Genomic DNA, 23,201 nt, shown 5'->3' on the forward strand with positions numbered 1-23,201 from the left:
TCTGACTATCAATTTAAAATAGTGAATGGGACTTGTGATTTATACTTAGGTTTTCATTGATCAATGATTTTAATAGTCTGAATATTGTTTAATTTGTTTTAGTGTAGTAAAGTAATATAAAAGCAAGTGGTTTACTAGGTAAAGTTTTAAGGCCTGACAAATAAGGAAAGTAATAAATAAACGATAAGGAGCTGCTAATATGTCAAAAATTTATATTATCCATGAAAATGATGAGTGGACAATTCATTTAACCAAACGATTAGAAGAGCTGGAGTTGCCTTATGAGACCTGGCACTTGGACAAAGGAATTGTGGACTTGACAATAGAGCCACCAAATGGCGTTTTTTATAATCGTATGAGTGCATCTTCTCACACTAGAGGACATAGATATGCACCAGAATTGGCAGGTGGCGTACTTACGTGGTTGGAGCACCATGGAAGAACAGTATTCAATGGAACTAAAGCATTAAATCTAGAGTTGAGCAAAATCAATCAGTACACTGCGCTAGAGGCAAGTGGTATTCGAACTCCGAAAACAATTGCTGCTGTTGGCAAGGAGCATATCGTTTCAGCAGCAGAAAAATTAGGGAAAGTCCCTTTTATCACTAAACATAATAGAGCTGGTAAAGGATTAGGGGTGCAATTGTTCCAAACAATCGATGGATTAAAGGAATATGTATATGGGTCACTTTTTGAAGATCCAGTGGATGGCATCACACTAGTTCAGGAGTATATCCAATCGCCAGAATCATATATTACTAGAGCAGAGTTTGTAGGGGGAAAATACTTATATGCAGTTAGAGTAGATACCTCGGAGGGATTCGAGCTCTGCCCGGCAGACTCCTGTCAAATTGGTGATGCGTTCTGTCCAGTTGGGGAAGAGCCAGAAGTTAAACCAAAATTTGAGATTAAAGAAGATCTAGATGAAGGTTGGATTGCTCGTTATGAAGCCTTTCTACAAGCAAACAATATTGACGTTGCAGGCATCGAATTTATTCGAGATAGTAACGGAGAAGTTTACACGTATGACGTCAATACAAATACAAATTATAATGCGGATGCAGAAGAAACAGCAGGCAAATATGGAATGCTAGAGCTGGCTAAATTTCTAGGAGCTACACTTGAGAGCTTGAAGGCATTTAACTAATGAAGAAAAGGCTGGGACACGAGTAGATTCAAGCAACGTAAAAATGCTGTGAGTTGAATCTGGTAATAATCCCTAACGAGAAGGATACTTCTTTCTGAGTGAAATTCGTTTTGGTAATTATTAATTTCACTACAGATGTCCTCTTTTTACTTAAAATATATACAGTTTTCACTTGGTGTCGAAGAAATTGTTCGGAGCGAAGGCCGCGACTCTTAGGGGACAAGCGCGTGTGAGAGACTACAGGTTCGACCCGTGCCCCCAGGAAAGCGTCCGCTGTAGCGGAGAACACCGATTCTTAAATTTTTAAGGTGGGTTTTGTCCCAAGCTCATTTGGTTTTTAGAGAGAGAAATCCTCCTTTAAAATAGAGTAAATCTTCAAATCCTCATGGTTACCTCTTACCTTCATCCCTTTTCTCATAACTCCCTCATAGGACATGCCGGCTTTTTCCATAACGCGGGAGGAGCCAATGTTTTTTATAAAGCATCTAGCCTGTATTCTTATTAAATCCATATGGGTAAATCCAAAATGGATTAACTCCCTTGCAGCCTCTGTTGTTATTCCTTGTCCCCAGTATTCCTGAGAAAGAACATAGCCAATTTCGGCGCTATTATGTTTTGCCTGCCACCCTACATAGTCGATTGTTCCGATTAGCTTACCGTTTTCCTTATATTCAATGCCCCATGGGGAGATACCTTTGTTTTCATACTGCCTCAGAACAAAACGTATGAATTCCTTTGTATCTTCAATCATATGGTGCGTATCCCAAGTCACATATTTGGAGACTTCGGGATTGGAGGCATATGTATACATATCCTTTGCATCCTCTAGCGTTATTTTTCTTAGAACTAGCCTCTGCGTTTCTAATCGAGGTAGATCCCCATAGATTGATTGAACTTCCACTATAATCCACCCTCTTTTTTGTTAGTTCTTTCCATTATAAATTTTATTTTAAAAAAGGAAAGCAATATTTAGATGAGTTAATTTCATAATTCCTATTATTATTAAGAAACACGAACAATCGAGAAGAGAATAAAGAGTAAAATTTAATTGATTTCCGCATTAGGCGGACGCCTTCCGTGGGGGTGAGCGATAATCCATTACTGCCCTCTACGTGCACGTTTGTGATGTCTTATCTTTCTCAATCATCCCACTGGTGTTGCCGCCTGTCGCTCCAATCACTCATTGACAAAAGTTCGTGTTTTACTGGTAAAGTACTATTTAGGAAATTAACTAAGATATAATAGTAGTAACAGAAAATTTAATAGAGAAGAGTGGGAGTATGAAAAAACTTGAGATTATCTTATTCGATTTAGACGGAACAATTTCTGATCCTAAAAAAGGTATAACAGCATCTGTCCAATATGGACTAGAAAAGATGGGAATTGTGGAGCTGGATTTTCAAAAGCTAGAATGCTTCATAGGCCCACCCCTACAGGTTTCTTTTGCTGAGTATTACGGATTTGATGAAAAGCAATGCCAACAAGCCATAGAGTTTTATCGAGAGAGATTTAAAAAAACTGGTATGTACGAAAATGAACTTTATGAGGGAATTGAATTGTTACTGGAAAGATTGAAGACAGAAAGAAAAAAGCTTGTAATTGCCACCTCTAAGCCTACCGTTTTTGCAATTGAGATTTTAAAGTACTTTCAAATCGATGAATATTTTGATTTGGTGGTAGGTAGTGAATTAGACGGAACTAGGTCAGCTAAGGCAGAGATCATTCAATATATTTTAGACCAGTTCGAAGATTATACCACTGAAAGCTTTATCATGATTGGAGATAGAAAGCATGATATTATTGGTGCTAATTTAACTGGCATCGATTCTATTGGAGTAACATATGGATATGGTTCGGCAGAAGAGTTAGAGAATGAGAATGCCACTTTTATTGTGGAGAGTATAAGAGAATTAGAGAAACTACTTGTCTAAACAATATTAGAGGAAAGAAGATTGGCAAGGAAAAAAATTATAAAAATTATTAGGGGTGTAGAATAATGAGTTTTGTTGCGTTGTTGATTAGTCTTTTAGTAGTTATCTTTGGTATAGCCATTTTAGCGGGTATTATTTATCTATTGATGAATGCGGCAAAGAAATAATACTAAGAGTATTACTGTTTAAATAAGAAAAGCCTCAACGTCTATGTCTGCCCATCGATAGGCAAATATAGGCGTTGAAGCTAGACCAGAGCAGGCTGATTGTTAAATTCTAATCGGCCTAACCATTAATATTTATATGATTGTCCGCCGTCAATTGTAATTACAGAAGCATTTACAAACTTAGACTCATCCGACAACAGGAATGCCACAACGTTTGCTACCTCTTGAGGTTTACCGAAACGTTTCATAGGATTGGCTGAAACAAATTCCTTACCTGCTTCTTCCCAGCCTTCTTCACCACCGATTTGTTTTAAAGAAGCTTCAACCATAGGCGTCATAATAGCACCTGGTGCAATCGCATTAATATTAATACCGAACTGACCATATTCAATTCCTGAGTTTCTAGTAAGACCGACTACACCATGTTTACTAGCAGAGTAACCGGATTGATTGCCGACTCCACGAATACCACCCACAGAAGCAGTATTTACTACAGAACCAGCTCCATTTTTTTTCATCTCAGCTAGTACATATTTTAAGCCATAAAATACTCCGTTTAGATTAACGTTTACTACCTTGTGGAATTCATCGATACCGAAATCCTCTGTAAGGTTTTGTTTACCTTCAATTCCAGCGTTGTTGAAGAACCCATCTATACGCCCAAATTTGTTTACTGTTTCATCCACATAGTTTTTCACAGCTGCCTCATCTGCAACATTTGCCGTAACTAGAAGCAATTCTGCCTCTGGCGCCACTTCAAGAATTAGCTTTTTTGTTTCCTCTAAACCATTGCTATTTAAATCGACTAATGCCAGCTTAGCGCCATCTTTCGCTACAGTTACTGCCGTTACCTGGCCTAGACCTGAACCAGCTCCAGTAATAATTATTACTTTATCTTCAAAGCGTTTACTCATGATTAATCTCTCCATTTCTTTTATCTTCGATTCGTATATCTCGAATACAAGATAAATATATACCATAAATTTTTGTAAATCAATAAATTTGCTCAAAGTATATTGGCACACAATTAGGGTTTATATACATTTGTCTTATTGCTAATTTACAGACCTTTTAGTTTCCTTTTATAATAAGAGAGTTATACAATGATAGAAAAGTTAACCTGATCTTTTTAAATCGGGTTTTTTATTCAATACAAAGTAGTTGTCTTGTTTCCGTGCCATAATTTTCGATAGGTGCACTATGCGTCGACTCAGCGAAATCAAGCATATTTTGCTCTGTATGCTTTTGAGTAAGTACATATATAGAAAAATTATCACTGCAAGGGCGCGAATGCGCTTTTCTTATTGGGAGGTACTAAAATGAAGTTAGTATCGTGGAACGTAAATGGGTTGAGAGCCTGTGTAAACAAAGGATTTTTAGATTACTTCCAGGAAGTAAATGCTGATGTCGTGTGTCTGCAAGAGACGAAGCTTCAAGAAGGTCAGATCCTCTTAGAGCTAGAAGGCTATGAGCAATACTGGAATTATGCATTGAAAAAAGGGTACTCGGGAACCGCTATCTTCACTAAGATAAAGCCTCTCTCCGTTAAATATGGAGTAGGCGAATTAGAGACGGAGGATGAGGGACGTATCATAACGATGGAGTTCGAGGACTTTTACTTGGTAAATGTTTATACTCCAAATGCCAAACGTGATTTAACAAGACTCCCTTATAGATTAGAATGGGAAGACGAAATGCGTACATACTTAAAGCAGCTGGATACAGTAAAACCTGTCCTCATGTGTGGAGACTTGAATGTTGCTCACGCCGAACTAGATTTAAAAAATGCTAAATCTAATAGAGGAAATTCAGGATTCACTATAGAGGAAAGAGGGAAAATGACCTCCCTTTTGGAGGAAGGGTTTGTAGATACATTCCGGTACTTCCATCCTGACAAAGAGGGTGCCTATACATGGTGGTCCTATATGAGTAAGGTAAGGGAACGTAATATCGGTTGGCGCATCGATTATTTTATTGCTTCTCAAAAGTTAGTTCCTAGACTAAAGAGCGCTTCGATTGATTCGCATATATTAGGCAGCGATCATTGCCCTATTTTGCTAGAAATAGAAGATAAAAAGTCGTGACAACCTCGTGGAATACTCAATATATTATGGGAAAGGATACAATCCCTGAATAAAATAGAGTACAATGTTTTTAAAATAGAAATTCTGGAGGTACCAATAGATGAATACTTTAGCTGTCCAATTAAATGAAAAGATGCAAAAAGAAAATCCAGCAATTTTTAATATGTTATCCGATTTAGGCAAGGATTTATACTATCCCAAAGGAATATTGAGTCAAAGTGCGGAGGCTGGGAAAAAAGCACACCGCTTTAACGCTACTATTGGAATAGCTATTGAAAATGGAGAGCCGATGCATTTTCGCCACATCCAAAATAAAGTAGATTATAATCCAAGTGACATTTATCCTTACGCTCCGCCGCAAGGAAAGGAAGCACTTCGTTCTGCTTGGAAGGAAAAACTACTTATCGATAACCCCTCTCTTCAAGGCAAAACCTTTGGATTGCCAATTGTTACAAATGCGTTAACCCATGGGTTAAGTATTGTTGCTGATCTATTTGTGAATCCGGGAGATGTGTTAATTACTCCTGATCATTATTGGGGTAACTACAATACAGTCTTTCAAGTTAGACGAGGCGGCAAGGTAGAAACATTCCCTCTATTTAACGGAGATGGGGGCTTTGATGTAGAAGGTTTCCGAGCAACACTTTTGAAGCAAACAGGAAAAGCAATTGTCGTGTTAAACTTCCCGAACAATCCTACTGGCTTTACTCCATCAATTCAAGAAGGAGAAGCAATAGTGGAAGCCTTGAAGGAAGCTGCAGATGGAGGCTTGAATTTAATAGTACTATTAGATGATGCTTACTTTGGTTTATTCTATGAGGATTCTATTAAGGAATCTCTTTTTGCTCTGCTTGCGGGTGCCCATTCTAATATCTTACCTATCAAAATAGATGGGGCAACGAAAGAAAATTATGTCTGGGGTCTTCGCGTTGGGTTTATCACTTATGCAGCGGGGCCAGATGTTTTAGATGCATTGGAGCAAAAAACTAAGGGAATTATCCGAGGTACAATCTCTAGTGGATCCCACATTTCACAAACGATGATCCTTGAGTCTCTTCAGTCAGATGAGTTCCCAAAGGAAAAGCAAGAAAAATTTAACATTATGCAAGGTAGAGCCACTAAAACAAAAGAAGTGCTCGCAAATGAAAAATTTGATGCTTACTGGACATACTATCCATTTAACTCTGGCTACTTTATGTGCCTAAAACTTCACAATCTAGATGCAGAAACGCTTCGATTACACCTATTAGATCAGTATGGAGTCGGTGTTATTGCTAGCAATAAAACGGATATCCGTGTAGCTTTCTCATGTGTAGAAGAAGAGGATATTGAAGAGCTCTTTAACCTCATTTATAAGGGCTGCCAAGATTTAACTAAATAATCATTTAAATAATACTGGGACAAAACACATCTTACAAAATCAAAAGCCTCGGAAATTTTACGATTCGTAAAATTTTCGAGGCTTTTTTTATCCACTTCTATGCCGTTGATTTCTGCTACGTTGGACGCTTTTCAGGGGGCATGGATCGAGCCCCGCGCGCTTATCCACTAGGAGGTCGCTCCGAACAACTAGGATGTCCATCATATGTAAAACAAAAGCTTTAAGAGGAAGAAATGGCTGCGAGTGATTATCAACGTAAAATAAAAGAGTAGCCAATCTTGGGGTTCATGCAAGCTCTTTTTACGAAAAGAAAGCATATGCTTCCATGCACTTGCATACCTTTGTCCGCCTTTTAGCTAGGTGAAAATATACATAGGAAAATAGGGTTGAGAGGAGATAGTTTACAAGGCTGGCACTTTCTTAACTTTAGAGAGATTTGAATAGTCATGGCCCGATGGAACAGGAAATTCTATTAACGTTACCTCACATTTATTTGTTAAATATGTGACTGTATTTCCTTTTGAGAGAATTAAAAATAATTTCTGCGCATATTTTGTAGTGTATTGAATCTATTTTCTTTAGCTGTTCGGAATAATAAAGGGGGGAAAGGAAATGCGTAGAAGAAGAGAATCATCAGTCATATCTCAAATATTTGTAGGTAGCTGTATTGCCATGGTCGTGATATTTGGGCTTTATCTTATTGCAGACAAGGACAAGGAAGAAGTGCAGCCTGTTGTGCCACAAGAAGTGGAAGTCGTACAGGAGACTAAAACAGAAGAGCCGAAGATAGAAGGAAAGGTGACACCAAGTCCATCTAATCCCAATATAAAAGTAGAATATTCTTCTAAGGAATGGGTGACTCATGGGGGAGATTACTATAATAGGAGGTATTCTATTCTCGATCAAATTACATCTGAAAATATTGGAGATTTGAAGCCGACATGGGTAACGAGCTTAGGTTCTGGGGCAGAGCCGAAGTATTCGGGGGAGGCAACTCCATTAGTCGTTGATGGAATTATGTACGTGGCGACTGGAGCAAATGACATTTTTGCTCTAGATGCAAAAACGGGAGAACAAATTTGGGCCTACGAACCTGATATTAGTCAAGAGATGGATACCGTTTGCTGTGGCTGGACAACAAGAGGTTTAGCGGTAGGAGATGGTAAAGTATATGCTGGGTTACTAGATGCTCGTCTAATCGCACTTGATCAAAAAACCGGGGAATTGCAGTGGGAAACAAAAGTGGCAGAATGGGAGGAAGGCTATACCGTTACTAGTGCACCTCTTTACTACAATGGTAAGGTCTATACCGGTGTAGCAGGTGGAGAATACGGAATTCGTGGTCGTGTAATGGCATATGATGCTGATTTAGGATACGAGGTATGGCGATTCTATACGATACCGGGACCAGGAGATGTAAATGGCGATACATGGCCGGACAATGATTCATGGTTGACTGGTGGAGGCCCTGTATGGAACACTCCAGCTGTTGATCCAGAGCTTGGATATATTTACTTTGCTACCGGCAATACGGCTCCGGACTTAGACGGTAGTAATCGAGAGGGAGACAATTTATACGCTAACTCAGTTGTTGCGATAAATGCTGAAAATGGAGATTACGTTTGGCACTTCCAGGAGGTACATCATGATATATGGGATATGGATCCAGCAAACCCTGTTGTTTTGTTTGACGTAGAGAAGGACGGGGTTATGAGAAAGGGACTAGGGCAGGCAGGAAAAACTGGCTGGGTGTATTTTTTAGATCGTACAGATGGGACACCTCTTATTGAAATTGAAGAGAAGCCAGTTCCGCAACTGGCAGAACAAAAAACCTCTCCAACACAACCTTTCCCAGTAGGTGATGCTTTTGTGCCTCAAGGAGTTTTCCAGGAGGACGTGGATAAGGATCTAGGAGATGAATTTGAAGGTCAAATAGGAGATATTTTTACTCCTTTCTGGGAGGAGCCAATTACGCTTAAGCCAGGTCCAGCAGGCGGAGCAAACTGGCCACCTTCAGCATATAATCCTGATACTGAATTGTTCTATGTGTTAGGGAATGATAATTATTTTTCATTTGCAAGACAGGAAGAAGAAGCTTTTGAAGAAGGCTCAATGTATATCGGAAGTATAATGCAGCCAGTTTCTAATGCGCCGGTTAGAGGAACAGTCACCGCGTTAGATGTGAAAACAAATAAAATTGTGTGGCAGCAAAACTGGGATGCACAAGCATATAGTGGGGTTTTAACTACTAAAGGGAACCTTGTATTTGTAGGTCATAATGATGGAAGACTCATTGCTTTTGACGCAAAAACAGGCGACCAATTATGGGAGTACATGATGGATGCAGGAGCCAATGCTCCTTCGATCACGTATGAAATAGATGGTGAACAATACATTTCAATTTATGCAGCAGGTAATGCTTTAGCGGGCTCGAAGCATGGAGATAAAATCTATACCTTTAAGCTTGGGGGCACTTTACCAGAAGGGCAAGTGATCGATGGCTCTGTAAAAGAAAAGGTAGACATTACTGAAGAAACGGAAGGCGAGACGGTTAGCTCTGATTTTGGCCTTGGGGTATACACAAATAGCTGTATAGCTTGTCACGGAGATCAAGGTGCGAATGGACATAATGGGCCGAATCTACAGGATAGTAAATTCGCGGAAAACAGAGAAAACGTAATAGAGCGAATCACTAATGGAGGAACTTCTATGCCATCCTTTAAAGATACATTAACGCAGGAGGAAATTGACGCCGTTGCCGATTATGTCTTGACGGTCATATCCCCTTTAGGTAAATAATAAGATAGGCCACTTAGCCAGTCCAGTTTTGGGCTGGTTTTCTTGTGGGGTAAAGGATTAAATGGTTTTCAGTGTTCAAAAAGGAAAAAAAATTATTTGTAATTTTATAAATAGTAGTTTGCTACCTATGCATTAATATCTATTACATATTGATTGAATCGACAAGAGGAAGATAGATAAGTCATCCTAAAAACGAAGCGTAAGCGACGCGGATCCGCGGAAAGTATCTTAACTAAAGAGGAAATCAGCTATTCCTTTTTCGCAGAAACCAAGGAGCTTTCTCCTCGCTATTCCAGTGGTTAATTTTCCATGCAAAAGGGTAAATAGTGTATACTAAGTTCAATAGTTATGAGAAGGAGATCATCATGAGAAAAAAATATCCAGATGACAGTTTAGCATTACATACTGATTTATATCAGATAAATATGGTAGAGGCCTATTGGGCTGATAATATGCATGAGAGAAAAGCAGTTTTTGAATTATTTTTCCGTAAACTTCCTTTTGGAAATGGGTATGGAATTTTTGCTGGTCTTGAAAGATGTCTCGAATACTTAAGAGACTTCCATTTTTCAGAAAGTGATTTAGAATATTTACAAAATGGGCTTGGGTATCGTGATGATTTTATTGAATATTTAAAAACTGTTCGCTTTACTGGCGATGTTTATTCGATGAAGGAGGGGGAATTAGTATTTCCTAATGAGCCTATTATTCGAGTCGAGTCAACTCTTGCTGAGGCACAATTAGTGGAGACTGCACTATTGAACATCGTAAATTACCAAACGTTAATCGCCACTAAAGGGTCACGCATCAAGCAGGTGGTCAAGGATGAAGTAGCAATGGAATTTGGTTCTAGAAGAGCTCAGGAAATGGATGCCGCTATATGGGGAACCCGTGCTGCATTTATCGGAGGAATTGAAGCAACTAGCAATGTTCGTGCCGGAAAAATGTTTGGTATTCCAGTCGCTGGAACACATGCACATTCAATGGTGCAGGCATATAAGAGTGAATACGATGCTTTTCTTTCATATGCGAAAAGACACAAGGATTGTGTATTCCTAGTAGACACTTATAACACCTTGAAAACAGGTGTACCAACTGCTATCAAGGTAGCTAAGGAGCTAGGAGACAAAATAAACTTTATCGGTATTCGTCTAGATTCAGGAGATATTTCTTTCTTATCGAAGGAAGCAAGAAAAATGTTAGATGCTGCTGGATTCCCAAATGCCAAAATAGTTGTATCAAATGATTTAGATGAGTATACAATTTTGAACTTAAAAGCTCAAGGTGCCAAAGTAGACAGTTGGGGAATCGGTACTAAACTCATCACAGGTTATGATCAGCCTGCACTAGGAGCAGTATACAAAATTGTTTCTATAGAAAACGAGGCCGGAGAGATGGAAGATACTATTAAAATCTCGTCTACAACTGAAAAGGTGACTACCCCTGGCCAAAAAAGACTCTACCGTATCATCGATAAAGAAAATGGTAAAGCAGAAGGCGATTATATTACGATGCATGACGAGGATCCTACCCACGAGGAACGCCTAAAAATGTTCCACCCTGTTCATACGTTCGTTTCTAAATTTGTCACGAACTTTGAGGCAAAGGAATTACACGTAAAGGTTATAGAGGACGGGGCAGTCATATATGAAAATCCAGAGCTCACCGAGGTTCGTCAATATGCTCATGAAAATCTAGATTTACTTTGGGAGGAGTATAAACGATCTCTGAACCCAGAGGAATACCCAGTCGATTTAAGCCAAAAGTGTTGGGACAATAAAATGCGTAACATTCGAGAAGTGAAGGAAATGGAACATAATTTTATAGCACATAATGGAGGGAATTAAAATGTCTGAAAAACAGAGAGAAATTATCGAAGCCTTGAAGGTGAAGCCTGAGATTGATCCGAAAGAGGAAGTTCGTATAAGTATCGATTTTATGAAAGACTATTTAAAGAAGCATCCATTTTTAAAAAGCATGGTATTAGGTATTTCTGGAGGACAGGATTCTACACTAGTTGGTAAGCTTGCCCAAATGGCAGTAGATGAGTTGAATGAAGAGATGGGTGCAGGTACTTATACATTTATCGCTGTAAGCCTGCCATACGGTGTCCAATTTGATGAATCTGATCGCCAGGATGCATTAAGCTTCATCCAGCCAAGCAAGCGTGTAACTATTAACATTAAAGAAGCAGTAGATGCGAGCGACCGTGCATTGAAGGAAGCTGGCATCACCTTAAGCGACTTTGCTAAAGGGAACGAAAAGGCGAGAGAACGTATGAAGGCACAGTATTCTATAGCAGCAATGCATAATGGAATTGTACTTGGTACTGACCACGCTGCCGAAGCAGTCACTGGATTTTATACAAAGTATGGAGATGGTGGAGTAGATTTAACTCCTCTTTTCCGTTTGAATAAAAGACAGGGTAAACAATTGTTAAAACATCTAGGAGCACCGGAGCATCTTTATACGAAGATTCCGACTGCAGATTTAGAGGAAGATCGTCCTGCTTTACCAGATGAAGTTGCTCTAGGTGTAAGCTATGATGACATTGACGACTATTTAGAAGGAAAAACGGTATCACAGGAAGTAGAAGAAAAGATTGTTGGCTTCTACGACCGTTCCGAGCATAAACGACAGCTACCAATAACTATCTTCGATGACTTTTGGAAGTAATAGAAGCATGGAATTTCTAGAGATAGAAATTTCATGCTTTTTATTGCGTTTATCAAAGGGGAACTATTTTTAGTTATTTTTTTATTAAAACTATATATTTAATTGCTCTACCTACTGAACGTATCCGCCTATTCTTCTTTTGTTCGTATATCATTAACTAAATAGAAATTATGAAATAGATTGAGTTCCAAAATATATCCTTTTTAAATAAGTGTCGTCTAAATTAAGGTACAGCTTTATAAATTTTAAAAATAGGATTAAGAACTGGATACTAAATTCATATATTATAAATTTTACGAATCAAATTTTACAGCAGAGATTTTAGACAGTTTTAAGCTAGATTTTGGATTCGAAAAAATTGGCATAATATAACTCTTTATATAGGATAAGTAATTTTTAAATTGTTTTATCCTTTTATTTTCGTTATGCTTAGAGTGTATTATAAAAATTTTCTAACTAATCATTTAATGATAGTTTTGGGGGAAATCATATGAAGGATCAAGCACAGATTCAAGCAATTATTACTAACATAGAGAAAGTTATGATAGGGAAGAAAAGCATTGCGGAATTAGCAGTCATCTCACTTTTGGCAGATGGACATGTATTACTAGAGGATGTACCAGGAGTGGGTAAAACTATGATGGTACGAGCTCTCGCTAAATCTATTGGAGCAGAGTTTAAGAGAATACAATTTACGCCAGACTTATTACCCTCAGATGTATTAGGAGTATCTATATATAATCCTAAGGAAATGGAATTTGAGTTTCGACCTGGACCTATTTTAGGAAATATTGTGTTGGCTGACGAGATTAATCGTACATCGCCAAAAACACAATCTGCGTTATTGGAGGGAATGGAAGAATCATCAATAACAATCGATGGTATTACTATGCCGCTACCAAAGCCATTTTTTGTTATGGCAACCCAAAATCCTATAGAGCATGAGGGTACATATCCATTGCCAGAAGCTCAGTTAGATCGCTTTTTGATGAGAGTGAAAATGGGCTATCCACATCCAAGTGAAGAAATTGAAGTGTTAAATAGATTAGAGCATGCCTCTCCTATTGACAGCCTTCTACCAGTCATTTCGTTGGAAGAGCTTATTCATCTTCAAAAGCAAGTGAAAAATGTTAGCGTGGATCAAACCATGAAGGGCTATATTGTAGACCTTGCTAATAGAACTAGAGTTGATACATATATTTACCTAGGGGTAAGTCCTCGTGCTTCTATTGCTCTAATGCGTGCTTCACAAGCGTATGCATTGTTACAGGGGAGAGACTATGTTATTCCAGATGATATTCAGTATTTAGTGCCATTTGTTTTTGGACATCGTGTGATTCTTCGACCAGAGGCAAGATATGATGGTATATCCTCTGAGGAAGTACTTTCTCGTGTTGTAAAAAGAACTTCTGTCCCTATAAAGAGGAAGGTAAACGGATGAATAGTTGGTTAGAGGGATTTAAGAAACTTAAAGGTATTGGTGGAGTCCTCCTTCTATTAGTGGTCGCTTTTGTTTACGCAATGTTCCAGGGAGGATTTGTGAGCTGGTTTCTTTTTTACCTCATTGTCCCTATAGCTCTATATTCGGTGCTCCTGTTTTTTTATCCTCTATCCAAATTAGAGGCCGAGCGGACGATTGAAACACGAAAGGTATATAGCGGAGGAAAATTCTCTGCAACAATCAAGGTGACAAGAAATGATAGCTTTCCCTTGCTGTTTGTTTGGTTTGAAGAAAGAGTGAGTAATTCACTTTTGCATACAGGCTCTAAGAAACAGCTCATCTTTTGGGGTATGAAAAAAGAATTTACCTGGACATATGAAATTGAACATATGCCTCGTGGGGAGCATGTTTTAGAAGGAACATCAATCGAAATAAGCGATTTGTTTGGATGGGTGAAAAAAAATGTATTCATTCCTAATACTAAAACCTTACTCGTCTTTCCAAATCTAGTGGATATGGTTTATATTCCTATCGAAACTAGGTATGATCAGGGAGCAGCGGCCTCAAGAATTCAGGTTATGAAAGATACAACTATGGCTACGGGGGTTCGCTCCTATCAGCCCGGGGACCGAGTATCCTGGATACACTGGAAGTCATTTGCTCGTACTCAAACCCTTAAAACAAAGGAATTTGAGGATCGTCAATCACAGGATTTGTTTATATTAATCGATCGGACTTTGTCTCCTATGTTCGAGGACGTGGTAGATTTATCTGCATCTATTATGCAGGCGATTGTCCGTCACCAAGCTAGTAGCGCTTTTCTATCTATAGGACAGAATCGTTTTTTCGTACAGAATGTAGAAAATGAGGAACAGCTTCATAGAGTGCTTTATCATCTAACGAAGGTACAGCCAGATTTAGACAAGCCAATCGATCAAGTAATATCGCAAGAGCCTACTTTGGCTCAAGCAACTTCATTGTTATACATTACTAGCGAGTTAACACATGAGTGGGTTGATGGGATACAACGAAATGCAGGAAACCTGCGAGTGTGTCGATGTTTTGTCGTGAAAAATAAAGACGAAAAACCAAATAAAAATGAAAATGCCCTCTACCAGTATGCGAAAAGTAGAGGAGTTGAAGTTCATAATATTACGAAGGATCGTTTTGCCCAAGCGTTTATGGAGGTGAATCGCTCATGAAAGAAAGCTACCAGCAGAAAATAGTTTCTCTTCTCATTTATATATTTACTTGTCTTTTGATGGTGGAATGGTTAAAGCCGGTAATGGAATTGACAGATACGGACCATTTGTCATTGTTTGTCTTTTATTTGGCCATCTCATTCTTCTTTTACTTTATTAAATTGGATTGGAAGCTTGCTATACCTATTAAGTTATTATTTATATGTTGGATAATAGTTTATATATACACTGATTACTCCTTTTTCTCGAAGGTTTCTTTAGATTATCTTGGTGTAGAGCTTCTACATAACTTTTCTGCTATTTTTAGTCAAGAATGGGGAGCGATTACTGATCCATTCCGTACGTTTTTATTTTTTGTATTGCTTTGGATGACGACCTACTTATTAAATTATTGGATTAGAGTTCGGAAGACACTTCTGCTATTTTTTATCCTCACGGTATTATTTATAACCATTTTGGATGCATTTAGCCCGTATAGTGGTAAAGATTCCATAGTCACTACTCTAATATCTGGATTTATAATTATGGGATTATTGTACATTCAAAAGCTATTGGTAGAGAATAATATATCACTTAAAGGTACTTTTATTACTGCTTCCATCGGCAGCTTAATACTGCTGCTTGCAATTAGCGGTATCACAGCTTATGCTTTGCCAAAAGCAGGACCAATCTGGCCAGATCCTGTTCCTTTTTTCACTACTTCTACTCTTGAAGTGGACGAGCGTGAGGGAGGAGTGAAAGGTACAGGCGGCATAAAGAAGGTTGGATATGGAGAAAATGATGAACAGTTAGGTGGTGCCTTCCAAAGCGATGATACGCCTATTTTTTGGGCAGATGTAAATACACAGCAATATTGGAAGGTAGAAACAAAGGACACATATACCTCTAAAGGGTGGATTCAGTCGGAGAGTGAGGTAGAGCTTCAAAACTTTGGAATTGGAGAGATATTTGAAAGCGATATACCACCAGGAGAAGATAATTTAACAACAGATGCCAACATAGTTATGGCACAAGATTTTCCGTTAATCCTTCAGCCATATGGCATTAAAAGCATACAAACAAATGAAGAAGCAATGTTTACACGAAACCCATTAAATCAAAAAATTTCGGTTCTTAATAGCTCTAATTCTAGTCTATGGGATTACAATGTTTCATTTAGTGAGCCTACGTACAGCCTGAAAGCGTTGCGTGCTACTAATACAGAGAGCTTGAATTCATTATCTAGTGATTTTGATAGATATTTGCAGCTACCAGATACATTGCCAGATAGAGTGAGAGAGCTAGCAGTTAGTATTACACAAGACAAGTCAAGCCTCTATGATAAGGCGAATAGTATTGAAAGATATTTTAGATCAAATAGTTTTAGCTACAACCAAACAATGGCTGCAATACCTGATAAGGACACCGATTACGTAGACCAATTTCTGTTTGATACGAAGGTAGGGTATTGCGATAACTTTTCTACATCTATGGTAGTTTTACTTCGTTCTATTGATATTCCAGCACGTTGGGTGAAGGGCTTTGCACCTGGGGATCGTACGAATATGGAGAATTTGGGAGATGTCTATGAGGTAACGAACAATAACGCACACTCATGGGTAGAAGCTTATTTTCCAAATGTGGGATGGATAACGTTTGAGCCAACGATCGGCTTCTCTTCAAGCGCTGATATTGTATACGATGTTGAGAAACAGACAGACGAACTACTAACGCCAGAAGAACAACAGGAAACTCCTAAGAGCGAAGGATTTAAAAAAGAGGATGAAGTGTCTTTCAGCTTTACAGCTTTTTTACAAACCATTATAGACTGGATAAGTGAGAAGAAAGTGACAATCCTTTGGTTTGTCATTATCCTTGGAATCTTAAGCTTATTTGCCTACATACACCGAGGCAAATGGTTGTCAAAGGTTTTAATCCCAACATCAAGGCTGCGAAAAAATGACTGGAATTCCTTCGAAAAAATGTATCATCAGCTGCTACGGCAATTGAGTCGTCGCGGCCTTGTAAGAGAGCAAGGTCAAACCTTGATGGACTTTGCACGAAAAGTAGACAAGGACTTTGGCGATACTCATATGATAAGGCTAACTAAAGCGTATCAACAAGGATTTTATGGTAACAATAAAACTGAACTCAATTACGCGTCAATTAGAGAAAGTTGGGAATATTTAATCAATCAGCTAAGCGGTTGATTTTAACCTCAACAACCTGTAAACTGAAGTCAAATTAAATTGACCAGTTGCCCTCGTATATGTCCGATAATATGGTTCGGATGTTTCTACCAAGTTACCATTAATAACTTGACTATGAAGGTGAATGCAGTCATGCCTTTTTTAGGTGGCGGCATTCACCTTTTAATGTAGTAAGCATAAACGCGTAGAAAGAGGATACTTTCGCACGCGTTTTTTTTGTATACGTAGTGAATTGGCACAAATATTAGAAGAGGTGGAATGCATATGTCTTCAACTCCATTGTTGAAAGAGCAAGAAAAGATTGTTGTTCTAGATTTCGGTAGTCAATACAATCAACTAATCACACGTCGTATCCGTGAATTCGGAGTTTATAGTGAGTTACATCCTCACACAGTAACAGCAGAGGATATTAAGAAAATGAACGCTACAGGAATTATTTTCTCTGGTGGTCCAAATTCTGTTTATGACACTAACGCTTTTCACATTGACAAAGCAATCTATGACTTAAATATTCCGATTTTGGGAATTTGCTATGGAATGCAGTTGATGGCTTACCAATTTGGTGGAAAAGTAGAAAAGTCTTTTACAAGAGAATATGGTAGAGCTGAAATAGATATAAAGAATCCAACGACATTGTTTGGTGATCTTCCTTCTAACCATGTAGTGTGGATGAGTCATGGAGACCACGTGACAGCAGCTCCTGAAGGTTTTGAGGTAATCGCTACAAGTCCATCTTGTGACATTGCAGCAATGGCTAATGTTGAAAAAGGCTTATATGCAGTACAATTTCATCCAGAAGTTCGTCACTCTGTATACGGGTTAGAATTACTTCGCCAATTCGTATTTGATGTTTGTAAAGCAAAAGGTGATTGGTCAATGGAAAGCTTCATCGAGATGGAGATTGAAAAAATCCGAGAAACAGTTGGAGACAAAAAAGTTCTATGTGCACTAAGCGGCGGAGTAGATTCTTCTGTAGTTGCAGTGTTAATCCATAAAGCAATTGGTGACCAGCTGACTTGTATGTTCGTTGACCATAATCTACTTCGCAAAGACGAAGCAGAAGGTGTAATGAAAACCTTCACTGAAGGCTTCAATATGAACGTTATTAAAATTGATGCTCGTGAGCGTTTTATGAGTAAATTGGCTGGAGTATCTGATCCAGAGAAAAAACGTAAAATTATAGGTAATGAATTTATCTATGTTTTTGATGATGAGGCTTCTAAGCTAGAAGGTATGGATTTCCTAGCACAAGGAACTCTTTATACAGACATTATCGAAAGTGGTACAGCTACTGCTCAAACGATTAAATCTCACCATAATGTTGGTGGACTTCCAGAGGACATGCAATTCAAGCTAATTGAACCTCTTAAAACTTTATTTAAAGATGAGGTGCGCGAGCTAGGTTCAGAGCTTGGCTTAGCTGATGAAATCGTGTGGCGTCAACCATTCCCAGGTCCTGGACTAGCTATCCGAGTATTGGGAGAAGTAACAGAAGAGAAACTAGAAATCGTGCGTGAATCAGATGCCATCCTACGCGAAGAAATCGCTAAAGCTGGTTTAGAACGCGATATCTGGCAATACTTCACTGTACTTCCTGATATCCGTAGCGTCGGTGTAATGGGGGATGCAAGAACTTATGACTACGCAATCGGTATCCGTGCAGTAACATCTATCGACGGCATGACTTCTGACTGGGCACGTATCCCATGGGACGTTCTAGAAAAAGTATCTGTTCGTTTAGTAAACGAAGTAGCACACATCAACCGCGTACTGTATGACATTACGAGCAAGCCACCAGCAACTATTGAGTGGGAATAATACTCTTCAGTAATATAATCTAAACAGGTTAAACGCAGTCATATCCATGTCTAGCCTAGTATGTTAAGAATTATCAGTGATTAACGTACAACTTTTTATATTTCAAAAGTTAAAATCTCTTTTAGTTATTTATAACAAATAACTAGAAGAGGTTTTTTTGTTTAGTTAAAATTAGGAACTTGATTGATGACTTTAAAGTCGTTTAAAAAATAATGCGAGTCATTCTATTTAACAAATGGTCTATACAGTGAAGTGAAGGAAACAGTTGAATTTTATACATCTCAAGCCCTAGTTTTAAATATATCTCAGGTCCATTAACAGGAATTCATTCGCACTGTAAGATAGAAATATAAAGAAGTAAGTAGTGGAACGATTATACATAAAATAAAAAGTTTGATTTTCGATTGCTATCAGCAATTGTGATGAAAGATAAGGAGTGAGAATATGAAAAAGCTTTGGTTCTTATGGTGGATTGCTAACACTTTTTGGGTTGTCATTTTTGCAGTAGGTACGGCTTTCGTTTGGTTAAGGGAGGTTGATGGTGCAGGTGCAATTCAAACACTTGAGGCAAAATTAGCAGCATTTATAGTTTTATTAATCGCCTTTATACTTCCCTTAATAATTCAAGTTGTATGGCTAATTGTTAACTTGGTAATCAACAATAGTAAAAAAACTAAAATTCAGCAGGTATAAAAGGGAATTATGTACTTAAGAAATTAGCAAAATAAGCAATCAGACGCGATTATAGAACAAAAAAATTAGATTTTTAAACGACTTTATTGTTATATTTTTAGTGCAGTAAGTATCTTTCATCAAAAGTTAAACGATTATATTATAACCCCTTTCTAAATTTAGAAAGGGGTTATGTTTGTTTGTTCTTTTAAAATTAAAGAACTTTATTGTCATTTTACATTAAAATGAATCAGCAAATTTTAGGTTGTAAAGATAAGTATAATGAATACCATTTGGCTAAGAATTATTTTAATAAGTTTTTACTGATATATTCAAGGTTAGGCAGTACACTAATAAAGTAAAAAGGTTTAATTCAGTAAAGTAAGGTATATTATATTTGTTGAATAGATTCTCTTTAAAGACAAGAAAAGAAGGTGAACAAAGTGGGGAAATACCAATTGGATACCAAAGGAAAGGCAGTTGTGGCAAAGTATCATGAAAAACACAAGCCTGCCAAATTTGATAAAAAGCAGCAACTTGAAAAAATACGTGCGGAGTATTTGAAAAAGAAGCAAAAACAAACAGATAATTAATATGAATGAAAACATAGGAAGACTAAAATCTCCCTATGTTTTTCTTATTCGATGTCCTTTTTTAAAATTGAAGATAGAGTTTATTATTCTCCTAAATTTCAGATTCGTTGACAAAAAAACTCGTCATCAGATATCTCTTTCGAAACGACATAGCCATTATTCAAACTAATAGCGTTGTAAACAGGGGTTCACCAGCTACAAATGAGGACAAGAATTACATGATCTGAACGGGTTTTTCTGTGTTGATAAACAGCGTTATATTTCAATGGTTGGCGCGTGCTTTATGATATTACGAGTAAGCCACATGCTACTATGAGTGGGAATAGTATAAATAAAACCTTGGACTGCCTATTTTATAGGTTTTCCAAGGTATTTTTATTCTGAGAAATATAGGTCTATTTTACTTTAAAAATTATTTTGCCTATAAGCAGAAAACGAACTATTATTTGGTTAAATTAAATAATGTTCGTATTTAGTATTGATTTCGGCATAATTCGGTGTTATATTACATATATAATTTAATTATGTCGTCGTATAACGTTGGGAATAAGGCCCAAAAGTCTCTACCGAATCACCGTAAATGATTCGACTACGATGAGTGAGCCTATTTATATTCACTTATTGGGGATAGTACATGTATACGACCGAAAATGGTTGTATACTTTTTTTCGTTATCGCGACAAAAAATGGAGGAACTTATGAAAAAGTATTTTCGTTTTGAGGAATTAGGAACTAACTATCGCCGCGAGATTATTGGTGGATTAACAACGTTCTTAGCTATGGCTTATATCTTAGTGGTAAACCCTATGACGTTATCACTAGAATCAGTGCCTGGATTACCTGAATCTATGTATATGGATAAAGGGGCAGTCTTCACTGCTACTGCAATCGCAGCAGCATTAGGTTCTATTTTAATGGGTGTCCTGGCTAAATACCCGATTGCCTTGGCACCTGGTATGGGTCTCAATGCTTTCTTCGCTTACACTGTAGTACTGAAATTCGGAATTCCATGGGAAGTCGCTTTGACTGGTGTTTTTGTAGCCGGGGTAATCTTTATCTTACTTTCTTTATCAGGTATTCGTGAAACTATTATTAATGCCATCCCATCTGAGCTTAAATATGCGGTAGGAGCGGGGATTGGATTATTCATAACCTTTGTTGGTCTACAAAACGCAAAGATTATCGTTGGTAATCCTGATGTGATTGTTGCGCTTGGTGATTTAGCTGACCCAAATGTTCTATTAACAATTTTTGGTCTTATTATAACAGTTATTATGATGGTTAAAGGCGTTAAAGGCGGAATTTTCTACGGTATGTTAATTACCGCTATCGTAGGTATGATCTTTAAGTTAGTAGAAGTTCCTCATGCGATTGTTGGAGAGGTTCCAAGTATGGAATCAACTTTCGGGGCAGCACTCAAACCTATTTTTGAAAACCCAGCATCTTTAATGACATCACAATTTTTAATTGTAGTACTTACCTTCTTATTTGTTAACTTCTTTGATACAGCTGGAACATTAATTTCCGTTGCGAACCAAGCAGGGTTAATGAAAGATAATAAATTACCTCGTGCAGGTAAAGCTTTACTAGCAGATGCTATTGCTACAACTGCCGGAGCTGTTGCTGGTACCTCAACTACTACATCTTATGTAGAATCTACAGCCGGTGTTGCTGCAGGTGCTCGTTCAGGGTTTGCGGCAGTTGTTACTGGGGTTCTCTTGTTATTATCATTGTTCTTCTATCCTGTATTAGATGTAGTAACTTCTTATGTAACGGCACCAGCATTAATTATAGTGGGTGTACTTATGGTTTCATCTTTAGGAAGTATAGAATGGACGAAATTTGAAGTAGCAGTTCCAGCATTCTTTGTTGTAATTGCAATGCCATTAACTTATTCAATTGCAACTGGTATAGCAATTGGTTTCATATTCTATCCAATCACGATGATTGTAGCTGGAAGAATAAAAGAGATTCATCCGATAATGTATGGGCTATGGGTAATATTTGTGGCCTACTTCATATTCTTATAATTTTCAAGCTATCGAGAGGGGCCAAGTGCCTCTCTTTTTTTATGTGTTTTAATAAGAGGGTTATAAAGAGATAATAGAGAAATAGTTTATATAGTAGAAACTCGAAAAGATAATGGGGGGAATTGTAGTGATGCAAATAAGAAAAGCAACACCTTCAGATGCAGAGGGTATCGCAAGAGTTCACGTAGAAAGCTGGAAATCTACTTATATAAACATTGTCCCAGAGGATTTCCTAAAAAACCTTTCCTATGAAAAAAGAGTAGAGTATTGGTATTCTGCTATACCCGATGGAGAAGTATATGTAGCGAAAAATGAAGAAGGGGAAGTGATTGGTTTTGCTTCTGGTGGCAAGGAACGAAGTAGGAAGTACTCTAAGTATAATGGAGAGTTATATGCCATTTATATTTTGCAAGAGTATCAGGGGAAAGGTGTCGGAAAACTACTGATTAAACCAATAGTGAAAGAACTAAAGCGCCAGGGAATCTCATCTATGTTAGTGCTTGTGTTAGAGGATAACCCTTCGCGGAAGTTTTATGAAAAGCTTGGTGCAAAGAAGATTGATAGTATAATAGTTGAAATTGGTGGAGTGCAGCTTAATGAGCTAGTATACGTATGGGAGGATATTGATCTTCTAGCTTATGAATAAAATCAGGAATTAAAGCCGTCTAAAGCGCATTGAGAGAGGGATTAGAAAGTCTAAAAGATTTTAAAAGACTTATCAGAATAGATTGTTATTATATTTTCGCTTATTTTATTAAAAATACTGTTGACGAATAGTTAAATAGGGTGGTATAGTTATCAAGTTCTCATTTTTACTTCTGATTTCAAAAAAACAACTTAAAAAAAGTTGTTGACATTGATGATTAGATTTGATAAGATAATAAAGCTGTCGAAACAAAACGACACAATGAACATTGAAAACTGAACATGCAAAACGTTAAGACATATAGCATCAAACAACTTCGGTTGTATTGAAGCAAAACAATTTTTGACATCATTTAATGATGATGCCAGCAAAACAAAATGAGCTTTTTAAGTTCTCTATTATGGAGAGTTTGATCCTGGCTCAGG

At 37.7% G+C, this 23,201-nt stretch carries 17 protein-coding genes and 2 riboswitches; of the genes, 15 read left to right on the forward strand and 2 right to left on the reverse strand.

The annotated features are described in order from the left end of the window. Window positions 1-199 precede the first annotated feature (199 nt). Complete coding sequence (locus ACQKNZ_RS19040) at window positions 200-1,147, forward strand: ATP-grasp domain-containing protein (protein WP_427661279.1); 948 nt, start codon at window positions 200-202, stop codon at window positions 1,145-1,147. Between the two features lie 337 nt (window positions 1,148-1,484). Here the strand turns inward: ACQKNZ_RS19040 and ACQKNZ_RS19045 are convergent, their stop codons facing one another. After that, entirely contained in the window at window positions 1,485-2,048 is a 564-nt protein-coding gene (locus ACQKNZ_RS19045; RefSeq protein ID WP_427661281.1) for a GNAT family N-acetyltransferase, read from the reverse strand. A gap of 379 nt (window positions 2,049-2,427) precedes the next feature. Between ACQKNZ_RS19045 and ACQKNZ_RS19050 the strand changes: the two genes are divergently transcribed. After that, entirely contained in the window at window positions 2,428-3,078 is a 651-nt protein-coding gene (locus ACQKNZ_RS19050; RefSeq protein WP_427661283.1) for an HAD family hydrolase, read from the forward strand. Window positions 3,079-3,370: 292 nt separating this feature from the next. Here the strand turns inward: ACQKNZ_RS19050 and ACQKNZ_RS19055 are convergent, their stop codons facing one another. Further along, window positions 3,371-4,159 carry an SDR family oxidoreductase gene (locus ACQKNZ_RS19055; protein WP_144540829.1) on the reverse strand — a complete coding sequence of 263 codons (789 nt, stop codon included), beginning with the start codon at window positions 4,157-4,159 and terminating at the stop codon, window positions 3,371-3,373. Between the two features lie 405 nt (window positions 4,160-4,564). On the opposite strand from ACQKNZ_RS19055, the gene ACQKNZ_RS19060 reads away from it, so the two are divergent. The 13 genes from ACQKNZ_RS19060 to ACQKNZ_RS19120 all read left to right on the forward strand — a co-directional run bounded on the left by ACQKNZ_RS19060 (window position 4,565) and on the right by ACQKNZ_RS19120 (window position 22,776). Next, on the forward strand, window positions 4,565-5,329 hold the full coding sequence (locus tag ACQKNZ_RS19060) for an exodeoxyribonuclease III (protein WP_427661285.1): 765 nt from the start codon (window positions 4,565-4,567) through the stop codon (window positions 5,327-5,329). Window positions 5,330-5,429: 100 nt separating this feature from the next. Next, window positions 5,430-6,710 (forward strand): aminotransferase class I/II-fold pyridoxal phosphate-dependent enzyme, encoded by a 1,281-nt coding sequence (locus tag ACQKNZ_RS19065; protein ID WP_151112679.1) that lies wholly within the window; start codon window positions 5,430-5,432, stop codon window positions 6,708-6,710. Window positions 6,711-7,322: 612 nt separating this feature from the next. Beyond that, complete coding sequence (locus ACQKNZ_RS19070; RefSeq protein ID WP_427661287.1) at window positions 7,323-9,509, forward strand: PQQ-binding-like beta-propeller repeat protein; 2,187 nt, start codon at window positions 7,323-7,325, stop codon at window positions 9,507-9,509. A 365-nt stretch (window positions 9,510-9,874) separates the two neighbouring features. After that, window positions 9,875-11,356 (forward strand): nicotinate phosphoribosyltransferase, encoded by a 1,482-nt coding sequence (locus tag ACQKNZ_RS19075; RefSeq protein WP_427661289.1) that lies wholly within the window; start codon window positions 9,875-9,877, stop codon window positions 11,354-11,356. Window position 11,357: 1 nt separating this feature from the next. Next, complete coding sequence (nadE, locus tag ACQKNZ_RS19080; protein WP_144540842.1) at window positions 11,358-12,185, forward strand: ammonia-dependent NAD(+) synthetase; 828 nt, start codon at window positions 11,358-11,360, stop codon at window positions 12,183-12,185. A 490-nt stretch (window positions 12,186-12,675) separates the two neighbouring features. After that, window positions 12,676-13,626, forward strand: coding sequence for an AAA family ATPase (locus tag ACQKNZ_RS19085; protein WP_427661291.1), 951 nt, complete (start codon window positions 12,676-12,678; stop codon window positions 13,624-13,626). Then, window positions 13,623-14,828 (forward strand): DUF58 domain-containing protein, encoded by a 1,206-nt coding sequence (locus tag ACQKNZ_RS19090; RefSeq protein WP_427661293.1) that lies wholly within the window; start codon window positions 13,623-13,625, stop codon window positions 14,826-14,828. Before ACQKNZ_RS19085 ends, ACQKNZ_RS19090 begins: the two co-directional genes overlap by 4 nt. Then, window positions 14,825-17,017: a DUF4129 domain-containing transglutaminase family protein gene (locus tag ACQKNZ_RS19095; protein WP_427661295.1), complete on the forward strand. Its 2,193-nt coding sequence runs from the start codon at window positions 14,825-14,827 to the stop codon at window positions 17,015-17,017. Before ACQKNZ_RS19090 ends, ACQKNZ_RS19095 begins: the two co-directional genes overlap by 4 nt. A 33-nt stretch (window positions 17,018-17,050) precedes the next feature. Continuing rightward, a riboswitch (purine riboswitch) is annotated at window positions 17,051-17,152 on the forward strand. A 129-nt stretch (window positions 17,153-17,281) separates the two neighbouring features. Beyond that, a complete protein-coding gene (gene guaA / locus ACQKNZ_RS19100; RefSeq protein WP_151112693.1) occupies window positions 17,282-18,835 on the forward strand; it encodes a glutamine-hydrolyzing GMP synthase in 1,554 nt (517 codons plus the stop codon). A gap of 444 nt (window positions 18,836-19,279) precedes the next feature. Further along, window positions 19,280-19,528, forward strand: coding sequence for a DUF3923 family protein (locus tag ACQKNZ_RS19105; protein WP_427661298.1), 249 nt, complete (start codon window positions 19,280-19,282; stop codon window positions 19,526-19,528). A 437-nt stretch (window positions 19,529-19,965) separates the two neighbouring features. Next, window positions 19,966-20,100: a hypothetical protein gene (locus ACQKNZ_RS19110; protein ID WP_427661304.1), complete on the forward strand. Its 135-nt coding sequence runs from the start codon at window positions 19,966-19,968 to the stop codon at window positions 20,098-20,100. Between the two features lie 510 nt (window positions 20,101-20,610). Next, window positions 20,611-20,712, forward strand: a riboswitch (purine riboswitch). An 86-nt stretch (window positions 20,713-20,798) separates the two neighbouring features. Continuing rightward, complete coding sequence (locus ACQKNZ_RS19115; protein WP_144541991.1) at window positions 20,799-22,130, forward strand: NCS2 family permease; 1,332 nt, start codon at window positions 20,799-20,801, stop codon at window positions 22,128-22,130. Window positions 22,131-22,260: 130 nt separating this feature from the next. Beyond that, entirely contained in the window at window positions 22,261-22,776 is a 516-nt protein-coding gene (locus ACQKNZ_RS19120) for a GNAT family N-acetyltransferase (RefSeq protein WP_144541993.1), read from the forward strand. Window positions 22,777-23,201 lie beyond the last annotated feature (425 nt).

Origin of the sequence: Psychrobacillus sp. NPDC093200, from assembly GCF_050280345.1 — a bacterium.
Taxonomy (GTDB): Bacteria; Bacillota; Bacilli; order Bacillales_A; family Planococcaceae; genus Psychrobacillus; species Psychrobacillus faecigallinarum.

What these genes read in the sequence shown, in the direction of transcription:
- ACQKNZ_RS19065 (WP_151112679.1), top strand. Translation starts at nt 5,430, where the DNA reads ATGAATACTTTAGCTGTCCAATTAAATGAAAAGATGCAAAAAGAAAAT.
- ACQKNZ_RS19070 (WP_427661287.1), top strand. Translation starts at nt 7,323, where the DNA reads ATGCGTAGAAGAAGAGAATCATCAGTCATATCTCAAATATTTGTAGGT.
- ACQKNZ_RS19060 (WP_427661285.1), top strand. Translation starts at nt 4,565, where the DNA reads ATGAAGTTAGTATCGTGGAACGTAAATGGGTTGAGAGCCTGTGTAAAC.
- nadE (WP_144540842.1), top strand. Translation starts at nt 11,358, where the DNA reads ATGTCTGAAAAACAGAGAGAAATTATCGAAGCCTTGAAGGTGAAGCCT.
- ACQKNZ_RS19040 (WP_427661279.1), top strand. Translation starts at nt 200, where the DNA reads ATGTCAAAAATTTATATTATCCATGAAAATGATGAGTGGACAATTCAT.
- ACQKNZ_RS19120 (WP_144541993.1), top strand. Translation starts at nt 22,261, where the DNA reads ATGCAAATAAGAAAAGCAACACCTTCAGATGCAGAGGGTATCGCAAGA.
- ACQKNZ_RS19095 (WP_427661295.1), top strand. Translation starts at nt 14,825, where the DNA reads ATGAAAGAAAGCTACCAGCAGAAAATAGTTTCTCTTCTCATTTATATA.
- ACQKNZ_RS19085 (WP_427661291.1), top strand. Translation starts at nt 12,676, where the DNA reads ATGAAGGATCAAGCACAGATTCAAGCAATTATTACTAACATAGAGAAA.
- guaA (WP_151112693.1), top strand. Translation starts at nt 17,282, where the DNA reads ATGTCTTCAACTCCATTGTTGAAAGAGCAAGAAAAGATTGTTGTTCTA.
- ACQKNZ_RS19075 (WP_427661289.1), top strand. Translation starts at nt 9,875, where the DNA reads ATGAGAAAAAAATATCCAGATGACAGTTTAGCATTACATACTGATTTA.
- ACQKNZ_RS19055 (WP_144540829.1), bottom strand. Translation starts at nt 4,159, where the DNA reads ATGAGTAAACGCTTTGAAGATAAAGTAATAATTATTACTGGAGCTGGT.
- ACQKNZ_RS19115 (WP_144541991.1), top strand. Translation starts at nt 20,799, where the DNA reads ATGAAAAAGTATTTTCGTTTTGAGGAATTAGGAACTAACTATCGCCGC.
- ACQKNZ_RS19050 (WP_427661283.1), top strand. Translation starts at nt 2,428, where the DNA reads ATGAAAAAACTTGAGATTATCTTATTCGATTTAGACGGAACAATTTCT.
- ACQKNZ_RS19105 (WP_427661298.1), top strand. Translation starts at nt 19,280, where the DNA reads ATGAAAAAGCTTTGGTTCTTATGGTGGATTGCTAACACTTTTTGGGTT.
- ACQKNZ_RS19090 (WP_427661293.1), top strand. Translation starts at nt 13,623, where the DNA reads ATGAATAGTTGGTTAGAGGGATTTAAGAAACTTAAAGGTATTGGTGGA.